Here is an 18577-nt window from a genome sequence, read left to right on the forward strand (position 1 = left end):
TTGTTCAATGATGACCAACAGGTTTAATAATTATTTTGATTTCTAAAATTTATAGTATACCTGATTATAATCGTTTGCGTGCACGAAAAAAAGAAATTGAATTACTACCATGATTATAAATATAATGTTATTACGGCTATAGAGGCCAAGAACAAGTACGCCGCACAATATATCAAAGGGGTAATGATCTGGGAACTTTCACAAGACGTAACCGGAACCTATAGCTTGGTATGGGCAGTGGGCGGGAAGATCAATACACCCGCTCTTGATATGCTTTAAGTTGACCAAAGAACACTAACAATGGTTTTTGGTCTTTGTGAATAAATATTGATTGATGCCATCAAAGATGGTATCAATCATAGAAAAAATGAAGTGAAATGCCTATCAATTAAAAAAGGAATGATTTTTTAATCATTCCTTTCTACAGGTCTGGCTAAGCTCAAACCCACGGCCAAAAGCTCCTTATAACCTAAAAACGATTGGGTGAAAAATTCTTATTTATGGCCAATCTGAAGAACTTGCTTGTTCTATTATTAATATTTTGTTTGTAATTGTTTACCTGCTATGTCTTCCCATCTGTAGTAATGAAAGGTTTTGTCATCGCTCATCACTACAAAAAGTCCGTGTTTAAAAGTATTATTTAATGGCAGGTTTACCACATCAGATCCATCACTTTGTGTGGCTGCAACTGGAACAATTTTTAAAAGCTTATGCTCATGAGGGTTTTCTTTTGTGCCTTCTCTGCTAAATATTTGAAAACGATTTGAACCTTGATCAGAAACCAAAATATATCCTGTAGTATCGGTTAGTTTGTAAATGGAGATCCCTTCATGATCTGCAGAAAAACCTTCTGTAGCAAATAAGGCCAATTGTTTATTGCCTTTTTCAGGATCGGCATAATATTGTTTTACCCCAACTTGTTCGTCGGCGTAATAAATGTAGCCCAGTTCATTATCTACGGCAATTGCTTCAATTTCCTTTTTCCCGCTGTAGCTTCCAAATTTTCTAACCAGTTTGGCTTTAATCTGTCCTTTTCCGTTGTCTGACAATAGATATTGCCATAAATAACCTTCTTTAGGCCCATTTTTTCTGCCCACAATGGCATAGATATTGCCTTTTTTGGAAGTATATAAGGCAATCCCCATTAAATCACGGTAGTCAGTTTCGGTTTCTCCTTCAAACATATCTAAACCACCATTATCTATAGCTTGCATGTTGGGTAAAGAAAATATTCTCAGCTTATGGGTAAAACGCTCTGTTGTTACCGCAATGTCTGTTGGCTTTCCGTTTAGTATCAAACCATAAGCAATATCAACGTTGTTAGGTCTTTTTAAACCACTAACCACTTTATCTTTAACAATCTTTCCGTTCAGGTCGAATACAAACAAGGCACCATTAATGTCTTTGTCAGTTCCAATAATCAAACTTTTAGAGGGATCTTCTTTATTGATCCAGATGGCTGGATCATCCGAATCGTGATTTACGGCTTCTGTAATGATAACAGGTTTCACGGTATCGGCAATAATGTCCTTTTGTGCATTGCCTTTACAGGCTGCACCTAATAATAAGCCCGTAAATAAGATCAGGGTATTTTGCTTTAGAAAACTCATGTGATAAAATATCTTTGTTTTTTAAAAGCAAACGCCTGTCCAGTATATCCGGAAGGCGTCCGCTATATTTTTAATGTGGATTTATTTCAAAAATTATTTTGTTCCAAATGCACCGAAACGTGCTGCAGGAGCCAATGATTTATAATTAACACTATTTACCGTAATTCCAGTTGCTGTAAAGTGTGGTGTAAGGATAGCATTACCAGTACCACTGTAAGCTCCTGTAAGAACAGGTGAACCGGCCTGTACAGAGAAATCCCAGTTGCTGTCATAAATATAGCTCGTTAATGCATTGGTGTTGAAGGTGAAATTTACAAATTTTGGATCTTTAGCTGCATCTCCGGCAGATGTGCTTACCAGGCTATGCTGATCTACATTAGCAGGATACACATTGGCATTAGCTAAAGTATAACCTAAATAAGCCGTTGTGGTACCTCCCGAAACATCTTGTGCAAGCGTACTTGTTTGTGAGCCCGACGCGTAAAAATTATAATCAATTATCGATTTATCATCACATCCGTCTTTTACGCTTACAGTGCCCCATTTAGGGGTCATTGCCTTAAATTTGCTATTTACCATCAGGTTATTGAAAACACCCACCAAAGCAGCTTTTTCTACGTAAATACTCCCCCCTTTAACACCATCACGACGCCAGCCTGCATTGATAATGGTATTATTATAAGCTTTAATGCTCGCCTGAAATCTTCCTGCTGCATCGTCCTGTCCAGAGCTTGATAGTTTTAGTCCATTTGTATTAGGACTGTAAATAATATTCTGTGCAACATCAACCTTACATCCGGCTTTTACATTAATGCCCTCTCCGCCTGTTTTACCATTGGCATAAAGAATATTGTTCTGAACAATGGCACTTCCACCGATAAAATATATGGCGTCTGAAGCACCATTACGTAGTGTAGAGTTGATGATCACATATTTCCCATTTACGTTATTTGTGGTGATCTGTGGATCGGCATCGCCACCAGCGGTGTAAATACCTGCTATGGCCGAAGGAGAATCTGAAACAACTTCTCCACCTGTGTATTCGATAATAACATTGTCAAATAACATTTCAGGGCATTTAGCTGAGGCTATAATACCGCCCCACAAACCTGCAAACGTATTGGCAGAAGTACGTTTGCTCTCTGTAACAGTAAACATAATGGGATTTGCCTTGGTTCCTTTGCAATACAGGCTTCCATTAACCATCACTTCAATCCTGGTATGGCTGGCACCTACGCCGTTATCATCAAAAATGACCTTTACACCTTCTTGTATGGTCAATGTTTTACCTTCGGGTATGGTAAGATGGCCCGATACAAAAACAGTTGTGTTTTTCTCCCAAACTCCACTTACCTCACCACTTACTTTATCCATTTGTGTCCAAGAAATAGTGACGTCGCACTTTGCCGAAATACCCGGATTTTGAGATGAGGTAGCAGTTATGATGGCCGATCCTTCTTTTAGTGCAGTTACTTTACCCTCATTGTCTACGGTAGCAACAGATTCATTAGATGATTTCCATACCATGCTTTTGTTGGTTACGTTCTCTGGAAAAAAGGTGACGCTCAATTTCTTGGTTTCCTCTGGTTTTAAAGAGATAGAGGTTGGAGACATGGTGATCCCTGCAATGGGTGTTTCGGAATCCGTTTTTTTACAACTGTTAAAAGTCAATAAAGCCGTGAGCATTAACAGTAAAGAAAGTAGTTTATTTTTCATCTTATTATATAATTTTAAGTTTTCTAAGAAAATTTATATCTGATCCCAATCATGATATTTTGTCCATAATAGTTATAGCGTTCTACCACTCCGCCTTTGTAACGCTTTACATGCTGTTGTGATTCATTTTGCCGGTTTAGCTTAATGTATTGAATGGTAGGGGAGTTGAGCAGATTTGAGGCCTTGATAAACGTTCCCATATGTCGGCTTAACTTTTTTTCGATCGAAGCATCGAATTGAGAAAATCCTGCAAGCCAGCTGTCGCGATTATAATAGGGAGATACGATAAGTAGTCGCTCTCCTGTATAGGAATAGGCTAACTGTCCGTCCCAACCATGTCGCACATCTTTAAAGAGGAGAGAAAAATTAACCACATGCGCGGCTTGTCCGTATAAGGGTCTGCTTTGGTCAACATTTACGGTAATATATTTGTTGGATGCTCCCTCATCGGGATTAGGCATTTCATCTTTTTTGGTAGTTGTAATACGGGAGTGGGTATAGGTATAGTTGGCTTTAATACCAAACCAGTTAAAGTATTTCAATAGATCTAACTCTGCCCCCAAGTTATAGGCATTCCCAAAATTCATGGGCATATAATAGGTATCCTGTCCAAAACCGGTAACCATGCTAAATTCAATGGGATTAATTATTTTCTTGTAGAATAGGCCTAGCATAAACTGCTCTGCCTGACGCGGATAATATTCGTAACGCAGGTCATAGTTATGTGCTACGGTATGTTGAATATCCGGATTACCGCGTTCTTTATAATCTTCGCTAATGATCTGATAAGGTACTATTTCAAAAAAACTTGGCCTATTGATGGCTTTTGCATATGATGCACGTAAATTGGTGTGCTTGTTCAGTTCATATTTGAGATGTGCCGATGGTAGCATATCTGTATAATTTTGTTCACCTGCATTACGGGCCCCCTCGGTAGGGAATTTTAAAAGATAACCTTGTCTTGTGTTTTCGGCCCTTATGCCGGCAAGTAATTGCAGATGATGATATACATATTTGGATTGAAGGTAACCTGCGGCAATTTTTTCCGATGCATCGTAATTAAGGGGGTCACTAATGTTTCCAAACTCTTTTACTTCAAATTTGATTTCGTCATAATTATTCCAGTCACGACCTTTTATGAGCTCACGCTGAGCTTCCTCTGGCTTATTTTCATCAAAAGGGCGGAAAAGGTATTCATTAAAATAACTATTACGTATTTTATCGCGATATAAGCCTCCGGTAGAGAGCTCTATCTGACTTTTTCCTGTATTGATGAAATATTTCATATTCAGGTATCCGGCTTTGTCTTCATCTGAATTATGTTCCCATCTGCGCAATGCTCCAACGTCCTGAGCAATGCGATATAGGCCATTTACAATGGTTACATTGATCTGTGTATTATCAGGTGTTTCATTTAAGGCTTTAGCGTATACGGCCGACCAATCCAATTGCAAGCGGTTATTGGCCAATTTATGCAAACCTTTAAGTGTACTGTTCAGGATCTGCTGCTGGTTCCAGAGCATACGTGTGGTTTGTGAAGTGCGGCTTTCGGCATCTCTTACCTGTGCTTCGCTAAAATTCATGTAAGCGTTATACCAAACCAGTTTATTGTTCTTATCTAAGTTATAATCAAATTTGGCATGAAAACCCATCCTGCTTTGCTGTTCAGAAAAATAACGATGGGTGATGGTCTGTGTAAAGTCAGAACCAACGCCACCATATAAGTCGTTAGTATTGCCCCGATAATTATTTTGAACGCTTCCGGCCAGCATAATACCTAATTGTTGCTTAAAGAACCTATCTCCGTAAGAAAAGCCAGCATTTAGTCCTGGAAGTGCTGTTTGTGCCTTTAATGCCAAATTGGCATTTGTAAAGTCTTTCATTTTCACCGGGTAAGCCAAACCATATTTCTCGGTAGGCGATTTAGGGTTGATGATTGAATGATCAAAATATTGGAAATCTCTTTTGAAGTACTGAAAGTTGTATCCTGTAGACAGGTTGGCTGAAATGGAACGATGAGATGGCGCATCTTTCATGACCATATCAATGGCGCCACCAATACCATCGGCTTCCATATTGGCGGTCAGTGATTTGGTCACTTCAAGCCTGTCCAATAATTCGGCGGGAAAAATATCCAGTGGAACAAACCGGTTCTTATTATCGGGGCTTGGTATTTTTATTCCATTTACTAAGGTATAATTAAAGCGTTTATCCATGCCGCGAAGTATGGCATAACGTCCCTCTCCATTGGCACTTCTTTCCACTACTGCTCCCGACATGCGCTGCAGCACATTGGCGACGGTGATATCGGGCGATAGCTCTATGGCTTTAGCACTCATGACGTTCATGACGTTCATGGCCTGCCTTTCCACGCTGCGAGCCTTATTTTCAGTTTCGTCGCCATGACTTGACAATACGGCCACTTCTTTAAGTGATACATTAGACGAACTTAATTTGATCTCGATCTCTTTTTCCGGTGGTATGGTAAGGCTAATGTGTTTTTCTATATAGCCCACATAAGTGCAGGTAATTGTAACAGGGAAGGTGATATGCTCCATAGAAAAATGACCGTTAAGACCGGTAATGGCTTTTCGGGAAGGCTGACCGTTGCTAGAAATGCTGACCCCTGTCAGTGCTTCACCCGATTGCGAATCGGTTACCACTCCTCTGATGGTTTGGGCATTTGTAACTCCGGCAAACACAAAAAGGCCTATGGTAACAAGTGTTAGCAGACGTTTAAATAAAATGCATAAAGTTTTGCTCATAACTTTTGGTCAAGTTTGATTTTTGTTTGACGAAGCAAAGATGATATGCACAAAACAGATAGAATAATTTCTACCGTTACATTAAGGCAACACGGTAGTTTTTAGCGTATATTTTGTGTGAACATTATGTTTTAAATTATTGATAATCATTTATTTGTGTTGTTTTTTGACCTCCATTATGCTTTGGTTATGTATAGGTAAACTAATTGTTAAGTGCCATGGATTAGATAGATTGGATATAGGAGGTTAGATTTTCTCCTGTTGGAAGATTTAACTTTTTTCTTAATCGATAACGGGCAACACGCAAACTATCGTTTGAAATTCCCAATAAAGTGGATATATCTGTTGAATTCAGGTTGATTTTCAGTAAGGTAATTAACCGTATATCAGAAGCGGTGAGGTCTTGGCTAATCTCTTTAAGTCTTTCAAAAAAACTTTGGTGTACCTGTTCAAAGGCAAAGGTAAACTCTTTCCAATGCTGCTCCTGCGTAATACTGTCGTTAATCTCGTGGATTAGTTTTTGCATTTGTCTTTTCTGGTCCCTTTTTTCATCCTTTACCATAAGCTGTAAAGAACTTCTCATGCGCTCAAGAAATTGATTGTTGCGAATAAGGTTTAAAGTATGATTAGATAGCTCTTTGCTTTTTAAATCTAATTGCTCTTTTAGTTTGTCTTCTTCCAGCTGCTGATTTTTTAACTGAGAGGCAAGTAGCTCACTTTCTATTTGCTTTTGTCTTGCATCTGCTTGTTGTTCCTTGATTTTTAACCTTTGCCTGCTATAAAGGGTAACAGAAAGTGCGATAAGCAATGCCAAGACAATTAAAGTGGCTATAATGATGGTTTGGTTTACTTTTCGGTTAGCCTGTAATTCTCTTATTTCGTCACTTTTCTTGTCCATATCATATAAGGCATGTAGAAAAGAGGTTTGCTTTATACCATCAAGCGAGTAGATATCCAAAGTGTGTTTTCTGCTTAATTCAGAATAATGATAGGCACTATCCATTTTCCCCATTAACCCAAAGGTTTTTCCCAAATCTTTTGTTGTTGCCGCTAATTGATAGTTATTGCCCAAATCTAAAGCCATTTGATAAGCTTCTTTGGTTTTGGCTATACTTTGAGCATACTTCCCCGTCTTGCGTAAAAGGTCTCCTAAATTATTGACAACTTCTACACTACCAATTTCATTTTTTGCCTCTTCATAAAGTACCAAGGATTTTTTGAAATAAACCGCCGCGGAATCATATTTTTCCAAATCTTCATAAACACTTCCTAAATTTTCATAGATTTTTGCTACACCGTTTTTATCCTTGGTGGAAGAGAAATTTTGCAAGGCTAGCCTTTGATAAAAGAGGGCACTATCATACTGTTGTTTCTTTTCATAAATATGTCCGATATTGCCAAAGGTTTCTGCTATTCCCTTTTTGTTTTTAGTCTTCTGTAATAACACCAAAGCCTTGTCGTAATGCTCTTTGGCCAGATCTATTTGTTTATTGTAATAGTAGAACAGACCGATATCATTAAGATTAGAGGCTTTCAGATCCAGGTTGCTTAAGGTATTGAAGATTTTATCTGCATCCAGATAATAGGCTAAAGCCAATTTATAGTGCCCTTGCGAGAAACATATCCATCCCATTTGTTGCAGACATAAAGCTTCTTGCTCTTTTCTGTTTTCAGTTAAAGCCCGACTATAATTTTTTTTAAGGAGTACCATGGCCGAATCGGGCTGGTGCTGGCTTAATTGTTTCAATTGCTCAACAGAATAGCGTTGTGCATTGGAAAAAAGGGAATAAAAAGTAAGAATAAATATAAGTGCAATATTGATTTGAATTCTTTCTGCTGACATTTTTTCTTTTTTGCATGATTTATTTTTTAGACCATAATTGATCTAAAAATGGGTTGATATGAGTTAAAAGGTATCTGCGAACGTAAACAGAAGAGCCTAATTCCATACAAAGAAAGGAGCTTTATTGGGTGGTTTTTAATTAATTAATTGTTATTAAATTGTTAATTAAGGAGGGCTAACTGTTAAGGCTTGAAAGAGCCTATAGGTTTTAACTTGTGGCGTTCGAATATCAGGTATGTACTCATAGTACTTTTATCAAAACCTGCTGTTATTGTTATTTTTTGATTATATTTAATATAGATCTGGTATTAAAAATGTAAAGTAGTATGATGCTGAGTTCGTTTAGTCCGAACTTAGGTTAATTAATAATTTCCTTCATGCATTTAAGAGAAGTCAGGCCAAATGAATTGCTTGCCCCTTTTGTGAGGTGTTACAGGATAATTGATTTTGAATTTCCAAATGGCGAATCCATACCACCTAAAATTTATACGCCAAGACCAGAACAGTGCCTTCAGTTTTTTCCTAGCTTAACAAAAATAACGTATGAGGGCATGGCAAAGAGCATTGTCCCAAAAAACGCGTTATTGTTTGGACAACATACCATTATTAATATGCGTACGGTTTATTCAAAGTTTCTTTCTGTTCAGGTTGTATTTGAACCTGGTGCACTATATCGATTGCTTGGAATACCGGCAAGCTTGCTTACCAACGAAGCAGTAGACGCAAGTGATGTTCTCGGATTTGGAATCGAACAGGTAAACGATCAGCTTTTTCATGCAAAGAGCCATGCAGAAATGATAACAATAGTGGAGGCTTATGTCATGAGTAAGATAAAAATGATAAAAAAAGAAGCACATCAAGTTGATTATACAGCTTTACTTATGATGAGACCTGATTTAAGCTATTCATTAGATGATTTTGTGGGTAGAAGCTTTCTTTCCCATCGCCAATTTAACCGAAAATTTATAGAAAGAATAGGCATCAGTCCAAAAGCATTTTTGAAAATTAAGAGATTTGACCAGGCCTATAGAATGAAGAACAATGCTACTGACATGAGTTGGTTTAAGATTGCTATTGATTGTGGTTATGAGGATTATCAACACCTGAGTAAAGACTATAAAATGCTTACAGGCCTTACTCCCTCTGCCTTTTTTGCTATGGAATCTCCCGAGCGCTTACTCGGTTTGGAAGAAACTTATTAATGTCTGTTTTTTACCACTATGGTTTTTAAGCTACTGCCGATATTTGGAATAAAAATCAGCAGATGGAAAGAAAAGAATTTTTAAAGGGTAGCCTTGGTGCCATTGCATTGATGGGGCTAAGCGGTCATGCACAGACACAGGAACATAAAAAAGAAGCTTTTGTTGTTCCCTCTGGAAAGGGGCGCTTTGGCGAATCATTTCTGTATAAAGGTAAAAATCCCAATGATATCAAAATATCAAAAAAAGATACGGGTGGAATGTTGGCCGTATTCGAATATATTGGATATGAAAAAACAGGTCCCTCTATGCATATTCATTTTTATCAGGATGAAATTTTTTATGTAGTAGAAGGTAGGTATCGGTTTTCGGTGGGGGGAAAATTAATGGAACTAAGCGCAGGCGATACGATCTTTCTGCCAAAAAATATTCCACATACCTGGATTCAGCTTACAGACAAAGGTAAATTGATCTACTTGGTTCAGCCTGCTGGGAAGGCGGAAGAATTCTTTAGAACGATGAACAACCTTGATCATCAACCAAGTAAAGAGGAGATAGCTCAAATCCATAAAGAATGTGGAATGAAGGTTGTTGGGCCAGGTCTAACTATTTAAGCAAGATTGACATATACAATTTAATATAAATGGTATAAATAAATAAGGCCTGGACAATTGCCAGACCTTGATCGTGGAGTGGACGGGGTCACAGTCGAACACTTGATGCCTATTTTAACCTTTTTTGAAAGTCTGAATGAAGTATAATCTTTAGCTAACTATTTCTTATTAGATTTAAGTTCAAAAATGTTTTTCAAATATTCTGGATAATTTGCTAAATCTCCACCAATATCTCCATCTTTGAAAATATCAAAGCAATTGTAATCTGGCATGATTTCTACTCCACAAAAACGATAATTGCTGGTAATCGGTAATAGTAGATCAGCAGTTGTTGCGCCACGGAACAGTTGTTGGTCAACATCGCCAAATCCTGACTTTGGTGCATTCCATGTTGCACAAACCATGAATTTTTTTCCAGCCATTTTTCCCCCTGATCCATATTGTCTGGTAGCATCTTCTCTTGTCCTGCCGTCGCCCGATAAAAACTTCGTGCTATGCAAACCACTGTTGAAAACCTCATCTACATACTTTTTATAGATCCAAGGGGCTCCGAACCAGTTAATGGGTGTTTGCAGAACGATGATATCAGCCTGAAGATGCTTTTCAACTTCCTCGTCTGCAATATAACCATTCTCAACTTTAGTTTCCAGGACTTCAAAATCATAGGATTCAAACAATTCTTTTGCCTTTCTATTAAATGCGTCATTTAATTTTCCTTCTGACCAATTGGGATAGGTTAAATGGGTATTGATCAATAGTACTTTTTTCATTGTGTATTTTTATTTATATATTTAATTGCCAAAGTATAAAGGGTCAATTCATATTATTCTTAAATCGTATAATCGATTGAACTCATGTGGTCCTTTCCCATTCTATCGCCGAAAACAGGGAACTTGGAAAGAGAAGTTTCTATATCTTGAATGTCTTCTATTGTCAAACGGACATCCTGTGCTCCAAGATTCTCCAGTAGATGCGTTTGGAAACGGGTGCCTGGTATCGGAACGATTGTAGGGCTTTTGGCGAGCAGCCATGCAAGAGATATCTGTGCGGGTGTAGCATTCTTTGTGGCTGCATAGCTTCTTAACCATTCTATTATTGGCATATTTAATGGTAAAAACTCCTTCGAGAAACGAGGGAACCCAGCCCTGAAATCTGATTTTTCATCAAATTCAGTATTTGTGTCGTACTTGCCAGTTAAAAATCCTGCACCTACAGGTGACCATGGTACAAACCCAATGCCCAATTCTTCACAAGTGTTTAGCACGCCGTTTAATTCTACATTACGTGTCCACAAAGAATATTCAGATTGTACTGCTGAAACTTCCTGCACGGCATGGGCACGACGGATTGTCTTTGCACTGGCTTCCGATAGCCCAAAATGTAAAACTTTTCCTTGTTTAATGAGATCTTTTATAGTTCCAGCAACATCTTCAATTGGAACATTTGGGTCGACTCGGTGTTGATAGTATAGATCGATATGGTCTGTACGAAGACGTTTTAGTGACTCCTCAACAACTCTTTTAATTCTTTCTGGTCGGCTATCTAGCCCAACTGTTCCATCAATCGCAAATCCGAATTTGGTGGCGATCTTTACCTGATCGCGAAAGGGTTGTAATGCTTCTCCAACTAATTTTTCGTCTGTGTAAGGACCATAAACCTCTGCCGTATCAAAAAATGTTACTCCATTTTCGAATGCTTTACGAATAGTCGCAATAGACTTTTGGTGGTCTGCTGGCGGATTGTAATTTCCCGTCATATTCATACATCCAAGTCCTATTTCCGAAACCTCCATTTTTCCCAGTTTTCTTGTTTTCATGTTGTTTTCTCCATTTTTATGATTTTCGGATGAGTTGCCTGCTCCGAGCGAATAAAGAGGAGCAGCAATCAAACCTGTTGTCGCTAATGTCGTCATCGTCAAAAAGTCGCGACGCTTAATGAGGTGCATATCATTATCCATGCTACAAAGGTCAAAACAACTTTAGTTTTAAAATAAAGAAAAACAAATGAAAAAGTATAAAAATCAAATATTATCTTTTCTGATGGATTTGGGGACACAACCTGTTTTTTTCTTGAAGAAATTATTGAAGTACGTTGGGTATTCAAATCCTAGGGCGTAAGCAATCTCAGAAATATTCCAGTCCGTATGAAGCAACAGTGCTTTTGCTTCACTAATGATCCTATCTGTAATGTGGCTTGTGGTAGGTTTTCCGGTGATTTCTTTTACAGAGCTGTTCAGGTAGTTAACGTGTACCGAAAGCTGTTTTGCGTAATCCTGTGCGGTTCTAAGTTCTAACGGGTGATCAGTGCTTTCAATTGGGAACTGTCTTTCTAAAAGCTCAAGAAATACAGAGGTGATCCTTTTTGCAGCATTGTTTTGTGTGGCACTGTTTTCTGTAGGCTGCATCTTTAATGCCTCATGAATGATCAAGCTAATGTAATTCCGTATAAGCTCATCTTTAAAGCTGTACGTCGATTGTTGTTCGTCTACCATCTTTCTGAACAAATCACTAATAATTTCTCTCTGACTGTTATTGAGGTTAAAAATTGGTGTTCCGCCTAGTTTAAAGAGTGGGGATTGTTGGAGGCTTTCGGAACGGTCAATCTGCTTTAAAAAATCTTCCGTGAATAAACAGGTATAACCATGAAACTCCTTTGATACAGGATCGCAGGAATAGGGAATATGAGGATTTCCAAAAAACAGATATGTTTCTTCTGTTTCTATGGTACGATCTGCGTAATGGAATAGGAATTTGCCATTAGTGATATTTATCTTGTAAAAATCCTTGCGGCTATAGTTGTGTCCTCCTGATTTACTATCGGTCTTATAGATTTTAAATCCTTGAAGTTTCAACTCGGAATTAAATTCAGAAGTTTCTGTTTGTCGCTTTTTATTCATTTTTCAAAATTAATAAATTCAAAGGTGATGAAGCAATAGCATATAATCAATTGGGTCATTATTTTATAAATAAAATACTTTTCTCCCATTTGAGGTGATATGTGTTTTCTTGAATCAGAGATTCCAGTAACCATTCATTTTTTTATTGTATTTCAGGGATCTTTAGAATAAAAACATGAAAAAGAGAAAAGCAAATCGTATCAGTCGTCACAACGATATTAACAGTAGAATAATCAAGGCGAACGTTGAGAGCGAGCAGGAGAAAGAAGATAAGATCATCAAGTTAATCACGGAAATGATTGTAGGAATAACATTAAAGCAACTTTATTCACGGGAACCTTAACAGTAGGTTGCTTAATGATAATCAACTGATTATCGTTTATAGGAGGGTAGTGTCTTAGTGGTCGAACACGGTAATTAATTGATTATCAAATGTTTTTGTTTTTTGTACAGAAAAAACAAACCTCTAGTTTATTGTGTAACTATTTGTTATTCAATAAAATAGAGGTTTCTTGGTGGAGCCGAAGGGGTTCGAACCCTTGTCCAGTTGTGTGATAAATTATGCTTTCTTCATGCTTATTTTCCAATTGATTGTAGGGATGAGGCGGGCTGGAAACCGACCTTGCCATAGTCCTTAGGTACTTTGTTTCGCTCTTGTAGCGTACCTTACAAAAGCTAGCATGGTTATATCGATGCCTCTGATGCTAACCTAACTATGCAGCAGTTAGCGAGACAAAAGCTTACGTAATTCTAAATTAGGCAGCTAAGGCGTAGTTATTTTCGCCAATTATTGTTTTGAACGTTCTCTTTAAAGTGCTCACCGTACAACGCACTGCATGCTTACATACTCAGCGCCACCCTGTCAAATCCAAAACGGCCCCATTTTAGTTAAAAGTTAAAAGTCAATTGAAGATTAAAAGCTTAAATCCTTAATCTTTGCTCTTTGCTCTTTGCTCTTTGCTCTTTGCTCTTTGCTCTTTGCTCTTTGCTCTTTGCTCTTTGCTCTTTGCTCTTTGCTCTTTGCTCTTTGCTCTTTGCTCTTTGCTCTTTGCTCTTTGCTCTTTTATCCTTTTTCCAATTACAAATGTACAAAATTTTTGATCGTATTCCTATATCATCAGTGTGTAACTTGCCAATAAAGGCTCATATTTAGCTGATTTTACGTCCTGTATTAATCACGTTTATACCATTAAAGCGGGTAGTGGGGCTTCCGTGTGATACGGCACTGGCCTGTCCTGGTTGTCCCTTACCATCTGAAAAAGTTCCGCCCAATCGATAGTCGGTCTTATCACAACGTTGCACACAAGCATTCCAAAACTCTTGTGTATTGGCCTGATAAGCGGCATCTTTAAACATGCCCACAATTTTTCCTTCTTTAATTTCGTAGGCAAGTTGTGCGCTGAACTGGAAATTATACCGCTGTTGGTCTATGGAATAAGAATTTCTACCAAACATATAAATGCCCTTTTCTACATTTTTTACCATTTCGGCGGCCGACAATGGGACCTTGCCAGGTGAAAGTGAAACATTTGGCATGCGCTGAAACTGTATGCTGTCCCAACTATCGGCATAGCAGCAGCCCTGCGATTCTTTGAGTCCCAAAATATGTGCCTGATCTCTGATGGTTTGGTAATTTACCAAAATCCCATCTTTAATAATGTCCCATTTACCGCATTTTACCCCTTCATCATCATATCCTACCGAACCTAAAGATCCTGCCTCCAGTTTGTCGGCTACAATGTTGACCTCTTTACTGCCAAAGTTGAACTTTTTGCTTTCCCATTTATCTAACGTTAAAAAGCTGGTGCCAGCATAGTTGGCTTCATAGCCCAAAACACGATCTAATTCGGTAGGGTGGCCCACCGATTCATGTATGGTCAGGAACAAGTGGGAGGGATCCAGTACCAGATCATATTTTCCTGGAGCAATAGGCTTGGCTTTAAGTTTTTCATCCACATGAACAGCGGCTTCGCGAACATCCTCTAGAATATCATACCGTTTTTTATATAAGGTTACCGGACCTCCTTTTATTTTTTCACTTTCTAGAGGCTTGAGGTATTCGAAGCCCATGCCCATTGGGGCACTTAAAGCATTACGGGTTTCAAACTTTCCGGCAGCAGCATCAATTTTGGTAAGTGTAAAGGTAGGCCAAATGCGGTGGATATCCTGATCGATATAAGAACCATCGGTAGAAGCAAAATATTTTTGTTCATTGACCATGAACAAATTGGAGTTGATGTATTTGGCACCCCCCTTAATGGCTTCGTTGTTCACGTTAAGCAGTAAATCTACTTTGTCGGCAATAGGTACTTCGAAAGCATTAATTTCTATTGGTGTTTTCCAACTGACCTCTCCAAAGCCTTTTTGCGGAGCCAATTGAACAGGTTCACTCATCAGCTTGGCATTGCCCTTTGCAATAGCTACCGCTATTTTGGCGGCTTTGGCAATACTGTCATTGTCCAAATTGTTGGTGGCGGCAAACCCCCAACTGCCATTGGCCAGTACACGAATGCCCATGCCATAAGATTCGGCATTGGAAATATTGTCTACCCTTTTTTCGCGTGTAGCAATTACCTGGTTAAGGTAACGACCAATCCGAACATCGGCATAACTGGCACCACCCGATTTTGCAGCATTAAGGGCTACATCTGCCATTTTTTTCTTTAGGGCAATATCAACAGGGGTTAGGGCCTCTTCAACGGATATGATTTTACCAAAAACAGGTAGGCTTTGGAGCATGCTTGCACCTGCTCCCATACCTGTCATATATAAAAAGTCTCTTCTTTTCAAAGTCTTGAATTTAGTTGTAAAAGAAGAGGGTGTTTAAAATCTATTTGTCTTCCTTAACTTGTTTCATGATCTAATTAGTATAGATTCTTTATGGAGTACGGAATGACAATAGGGTAATAACACCCTCTTCTATATTGTTTTAAATGGCATCAGATAATGAGGAGAAGGTAAAGTCGCGTATTTTCATTGGAGGAATTAATCCACTTCCCGTACGTACTGGTTTACCTAACGCTTCTACATTATTCAGCATAATTACCGGACTTTCGTTAAACCTAAAGTTTTTGATGGGGAATTTGATTTCTCCGTTTTCAATATAGAAAGTACCATCACGGGTAAGGCCTGTTAAGAGTAGGGTTTGTGGGTCAACCATGCGGATATACCAGAAACGGGTCACCAATATGCCTTTTTCTGTACTCTTGATTAAATCCTCCAATGATTGTGTGCCACCTTCCATAACCAAACTTCTGCTGAATGGTAGCGGCTGCACATTTTTTTGGGAAGCCCAATATCTAGAATAGGATAAGTTTTTCACCACGCCATTTTGTACCCATTGGGTTTTGGTCACTGGTAATCCGTCGCCATTCCAGGTAGAACCCGGTACTTCTGGATTAAGCGGATCGCTATAGATATTTACATTTTCCGAGAACAGCTGCTCGCCTAAACGGGTACCACCGCCTTTTTTGCTCATAAAACTACGGCCTTCGTCGGCACTTCGGGCGTCAAAACCCCTGAACATATTGCCCAGCATATCACTTGCCGCTAAAGGCTCTAAAATTACGGTGTATTTTCCCGGCTCAATGGCCTTGGCACCTGCCGAGCCATTAGCTTTGCTTGCCGCAATCTTGCTCAATGCAAGGGTATCCATTTTGTCAAGGTTATTAAAATCCTGATCTACATAACCAGAACCGGTTCCCTGTTTATTACGCATGGTAACAGAAAAGGAAACATTGGTACTTTTGTTATAGGCAAATAAACCCTTTGAGTTCATAATGGAATTGAAACGGGTGGTGTTTTCTAAAAAACCAGCGGCTTCTAGGTCTGCGGCTTTAGATACACTTAAGCTTTTGGCCACCATGTCTGCCCTGGTATCGGGGCTCATAGCAGCAGTTTTGGCATTAAATGTTAACGATTCGGCAAAGGTTTGCGGGCCCAATGGAGGCATGTACTCCGGATTTTCTGGAGCTAACATGGCCAGTTCCTCGGCTCTCTTTACCACTTTTTGAAGGGAAGCATCATCAAATTCGTTGATGGTGGCTGTTCCAGTTTTCTTTCCAAATGTGGCGCTTACACCAAGACTCATTACATCGATCTGCCCTGCGGTAGAAACGGCATTTCTAGCATAGCGGATATTGCCGCCATCTGAGCCATTTAAACTTACTTCGCAAGCATCAGCTTTAGCGTAGCTAAGAACTTTTTTTAATATTGCTTGTGCTTCTTCTTTACTTAGTATGGCCATAATTATATTTTTCTTGCTGTATTAATTACATTAACTCCATTAAAACGGGCTGTTGAGCTGCCGTGGGAAACGGCGCTGCTTTGCGATGGTTGCCCTTTTCCATCGTTGAATGAACCACCTAGGCGGTAATCGCTCTCATCGCATATAGCTGCACATGAGTTCCAGAATTCTTGCGTATTGGCCTGATAGGCTACATCATTCAGCATTCCAACGATTTTACCTTCCTTGATCTCGTAAAAGATCTGTCCGCCAAATTGGAAATTGTAACGCTGCTGATCGATAGAGAAACTGCCATCTCCTATAATATAGATACCTTTCTCTACATTTTTGATCATGTCATCTACACTCAATTTCTCCTTTCCAGGCTGTAAGGATACATTTGGCATGCGTTGAAACTGTACATCATCCCAACCTTGTGCATAGCAGCATCCGTTCGATTCGGTCAACCCTATAATATGTGCTTGGTCTCTAATGGCTTGATAGCTGACCAAAATACCATCTTTGATGAGATCCCACTTCTTACATTTTACACCTTCGTCGTCATAACCAACGGCACCTAAGGAGCCTACCTGAGTTTTATCGGCAATGATATTGACTTTATCGCTACCGAACTTGAATTTTTTCGATTGCCATTTATCCAAGGTAAGGAAACTTGTACCGGCGAAATTGGCTTCATAGCCCAGGACACGATCTAATTCTGTGGGGTGTCCCACCGATTCGTGTATGGTAAGCCATAAATGCGACGGATCCAAGACCAAGTCGTATTTTCCGGGCTCTACAGATTTGGCAGTCACTTTTTCTGAAGCTACTTTCGCAGCAGATTTTACATCTTCCAGCATATCATAACGGCCTTTGTAACGGGTAACGATGCCCGAAACCTTATCTTCTGGTCGTGCATGCATATATTCGTAGCCCATGCCCATAGGCGAGCTTAAGGCATTGCGTGTTTTGAATTGTCCAGAGGCACGATCTATTCGGGTAACATTGAAAGTGGGATAGATGCGGTGTACATCCTGATCAATATAAGAACCATCTGTAGAAGCGAAATATTTTTGTTCATTAACAGCGAAGAGTGCCGAATTCACAAAATTCGCTCCATTTTGCAGGGCAATATCATTTACATTCAACAAAAGATCTACCTTTTCTTTTACGGGAACCTCAAAGGCATTGATTTCGATCGGTGTTTTCCAGCTCACCTCACCATAGCCTTTTTGTGGAGCAAGCTGTACGGATTCTCCTTGTATTTTGGCATTGGCTTTTGCTACAGCAACAGCTTGTTCGGCAGCTTTGGCAATGCCTTCTTTAGTGACTTTGTTGGTAGCGGCAAATCCCCAGCAACCGTTTACAATCACACGAATGCCTACACCATAAGATTCGGTATTGGCTACGCCTTGTACACGCTTTTCCCTAGTGGCCACAAATTGATTAAGGTAACGACCAATACGAACGTCGGTATAACTGGCCCCTTTTGATCTGGCTGTGTTCAATGCCACATCAGCAAGTTCTTTCTTAATTTTTGGATCTACACGGTCAAGTGCCTGTAAAGGATCTATAGGCGTGGCATAAGCCGATAGATCAGGTAAGAGCAAGGCACCCATTCCCATTCCGGATAGATAAAGGAAATCTTTTCTTTTCAAAGTGGTTCGTTTAAGTTAATTAATAATACAAAGTAGTTAAAGGTTTAAATA

The 18577-nt window shown here is 39.1% G+C and carries 14 protein-coding genes and 1 other RNA gene; 4 read left to right on the forward strand and 11 right to left on the reverse strand.

The features are described 5' to 3' along the window. Positions 1-78: 78 nt before the first annotated feature. Positions 79-279: a hypothetical protein gene (locus tag JHD79_RS06195; RefSeq protein WP_199118345.1), complete on the forward strand. Its 201-nt coding sequence runs from the start codon at positions 79-81 to the stop codon at positions 277-279. 254 nt (positions 280-533) lie between these two features. On the opposite strand, the gene JHD79_RS06200 is transcribed toward JHD79_RS06195, so the two are convergent. From JHD79_RS06200 to JHD79_RS06215, 4 genes are all read right to left on the reverse strand, one after another. Then, positions 534-1610: a phytase gene (locus JHD79_RS06200; RefSeq protein ID WP_199118346.1), complete on the reverse strand. Its 1077-nt coding sequence runs from the start codon at positions 1608-1610 to the stop codon at positions 534-536. 93 nt (positions 1611-1703) lie between these two features. Beyond that, complete coding sequence (locus tag JHD79_RS06205; protein ID WP_199118347.1) at positions 1704-3326, reverse strand: Ig-like domain-containing protein; 1623 nt, start codon at positions 3324-3326, stop codon at positions 1704-1706. A gap of 23 nt (positions 3327-3349) precedes the next feature. Continuing rightward, positions 3350-6091 (reverse strand): TonB-dependent receptor domain-containing protein, encoded by a 2742-nt coding sequence (locus tag JHD79_RS06210; RefSeq protein WP_199118348.1) that lies wholly within the window; start codon positions 6089-6091, stop codon positions 3350-3352. Between the two features lie 223 nt (positions 6092-6314). Further along, positions 6315-7934, reverse strand: a complete 1620-nt coding sequence (locus JHD79_RS06215) for a tetratricopeptide repeat protein (RefSeq protein WP_199118349.1) — start codon at positions 7932-7934, stop codon at positions 6315-6317. 377 nt (positions 7935-8311) lie between these two features. Here JHD79_RS06215 and JHD79_RS06220 point away from each other — a divergent pair, with 377 nt between their 5' ends. Beyond that, the gene (locus tag JHD79_RS06220; protein ID WP_370583305.1) at positions 8312-9136 is read left to right on the forward strand and encodes a helix-turn-helix domain-containing protein; all 825 of its coding nucleotides are present in this window, start codon (positions 8312-8314) and stop codon (positions 9134-9136) included. Positions 9137-9198: 62 nt separating this feature from the next. Then, positions 9199-9747, forward strand: a complete 549-nt coding sequence (locus tag JHD79_RS06225) for a cupin domain-containing protein (RefSeq protein WP_199118351.1) — start codon at positions 9199-9201, stop codon at positions 9745-9747. Between the two features lie 158 nt (positions 9748-9905). Here JHD79_RS06225 and JHD79_RS06230 read toward each other — a convergent pair whose 3' ends face one another. The 3 genes from JHD79_RS06230 to JHD79_RS06240 all read right to left on the reverse strand — a co-directional run bounded on the left by JHD79_RS06230 (position 9906) and on the right by JHD79_RS06240 (position 12643). Then, complete coding sequence (locus JHD79_RS06230) at positions 9906-10517, reverse strand: NAD(P)H-dependent oxidoreductase (RefSeq protein WP_199118352.1); 612 nt, start codon at positions 10515-10517, stop codon at positions 9906-9908. Positions 10518-10576: 59 nt separating this feature from the next. Continuing rightward, entirely contained in the window at positions 10577-11704 is a 1128-nt protein-coding gene (locus JHD79_RS06235) for an aldo/keto reductase (RefSeq protein WP_233164593.1), read from the reverse strand. A gap of 63 nt (positions 11705-11767) precedes the next feature. After that, entirely contained in the window at positions 11768-12643 is an 876-nt protein-coding gene (locus JHD79_RS06240) for an AraC family transcriptional regulator (protein WP_199118353.1), read from the reverse strand. A 175-nt stretch (positions 12644-12818) separates the two neighbouring features. Between JHD79_RS06240 and JHD79_RS06245 the strand changes: the two genes are divergently transcribed. Further along, complete coding sequence (locus tag JHD79_RS06245) at positions 12819-12986, forward strand: hypothetical protein (RefSeq protein ID WP_199118354.1); 168 nt, start codon at positions 12819-12821, stop codon at positions 12984-12986. A gap of 170 nt (positions 12987-13156) precedes the next feature. Here the strand turns inward: JHD79_RS06245 and ssrA are convergent. The 4 genes from ssrA to JHD79_RS06265 all read right to left on the reverse strand — a co-directional run bounded on the left by ssrA (position 13157) and on the right by JHD79_RS06265 (position 18526). Beyond that, positions 13157-13524: a transfer-messenger RNA gene (gene ssrA, locus JHD79_RS06250) on the reverse strand. A gap of 268 nt (positions 13525-13792) precedes the next feature. Next, the gene (locus tag JHD79_RS06255; RefSeq protein ID WP_199118355.1) at positions 13793-15433 is read right to left on the reverse strand and encodes a TldD/PmbA family protein; all 1641 of its coding nucleotides are present in this window, start codon (positions 15431-15433) and stop codon (positions 13793-13795) included. Positions 15434-15572: 139 nt separating this feature from the next. Then, a complete protein-coding gene (locus JHD79_RS06260; protein ID WP_199118356.1) occupies positions 15573-16889 on the reverse strand; it encodes a TldD/PmbA family protein in 1317 nt (438 codons plus the stop codon). Between the two features lie 2 nt (positions 16890-16891). Beyond that, a complete protein-coding gene (locus JHD79_RS06265) occupies positions 16892-18526 on the reverse strand; it encodes a TldD/PmbA family protein (protein WP_199118357.1) in 1635 nt (544 codons plus the stop codon). Positions 18527-18577 lie beyond the last annotated feature (51 nt).

The organism is Pedobacter sp. ASV28, assembly GCF_016428855.1.
GTDB lineage: Bacteria > Bacteroidota > Bacteroidia > Sphingobacteriales > Sphingobacteriaceae > Pedobacter.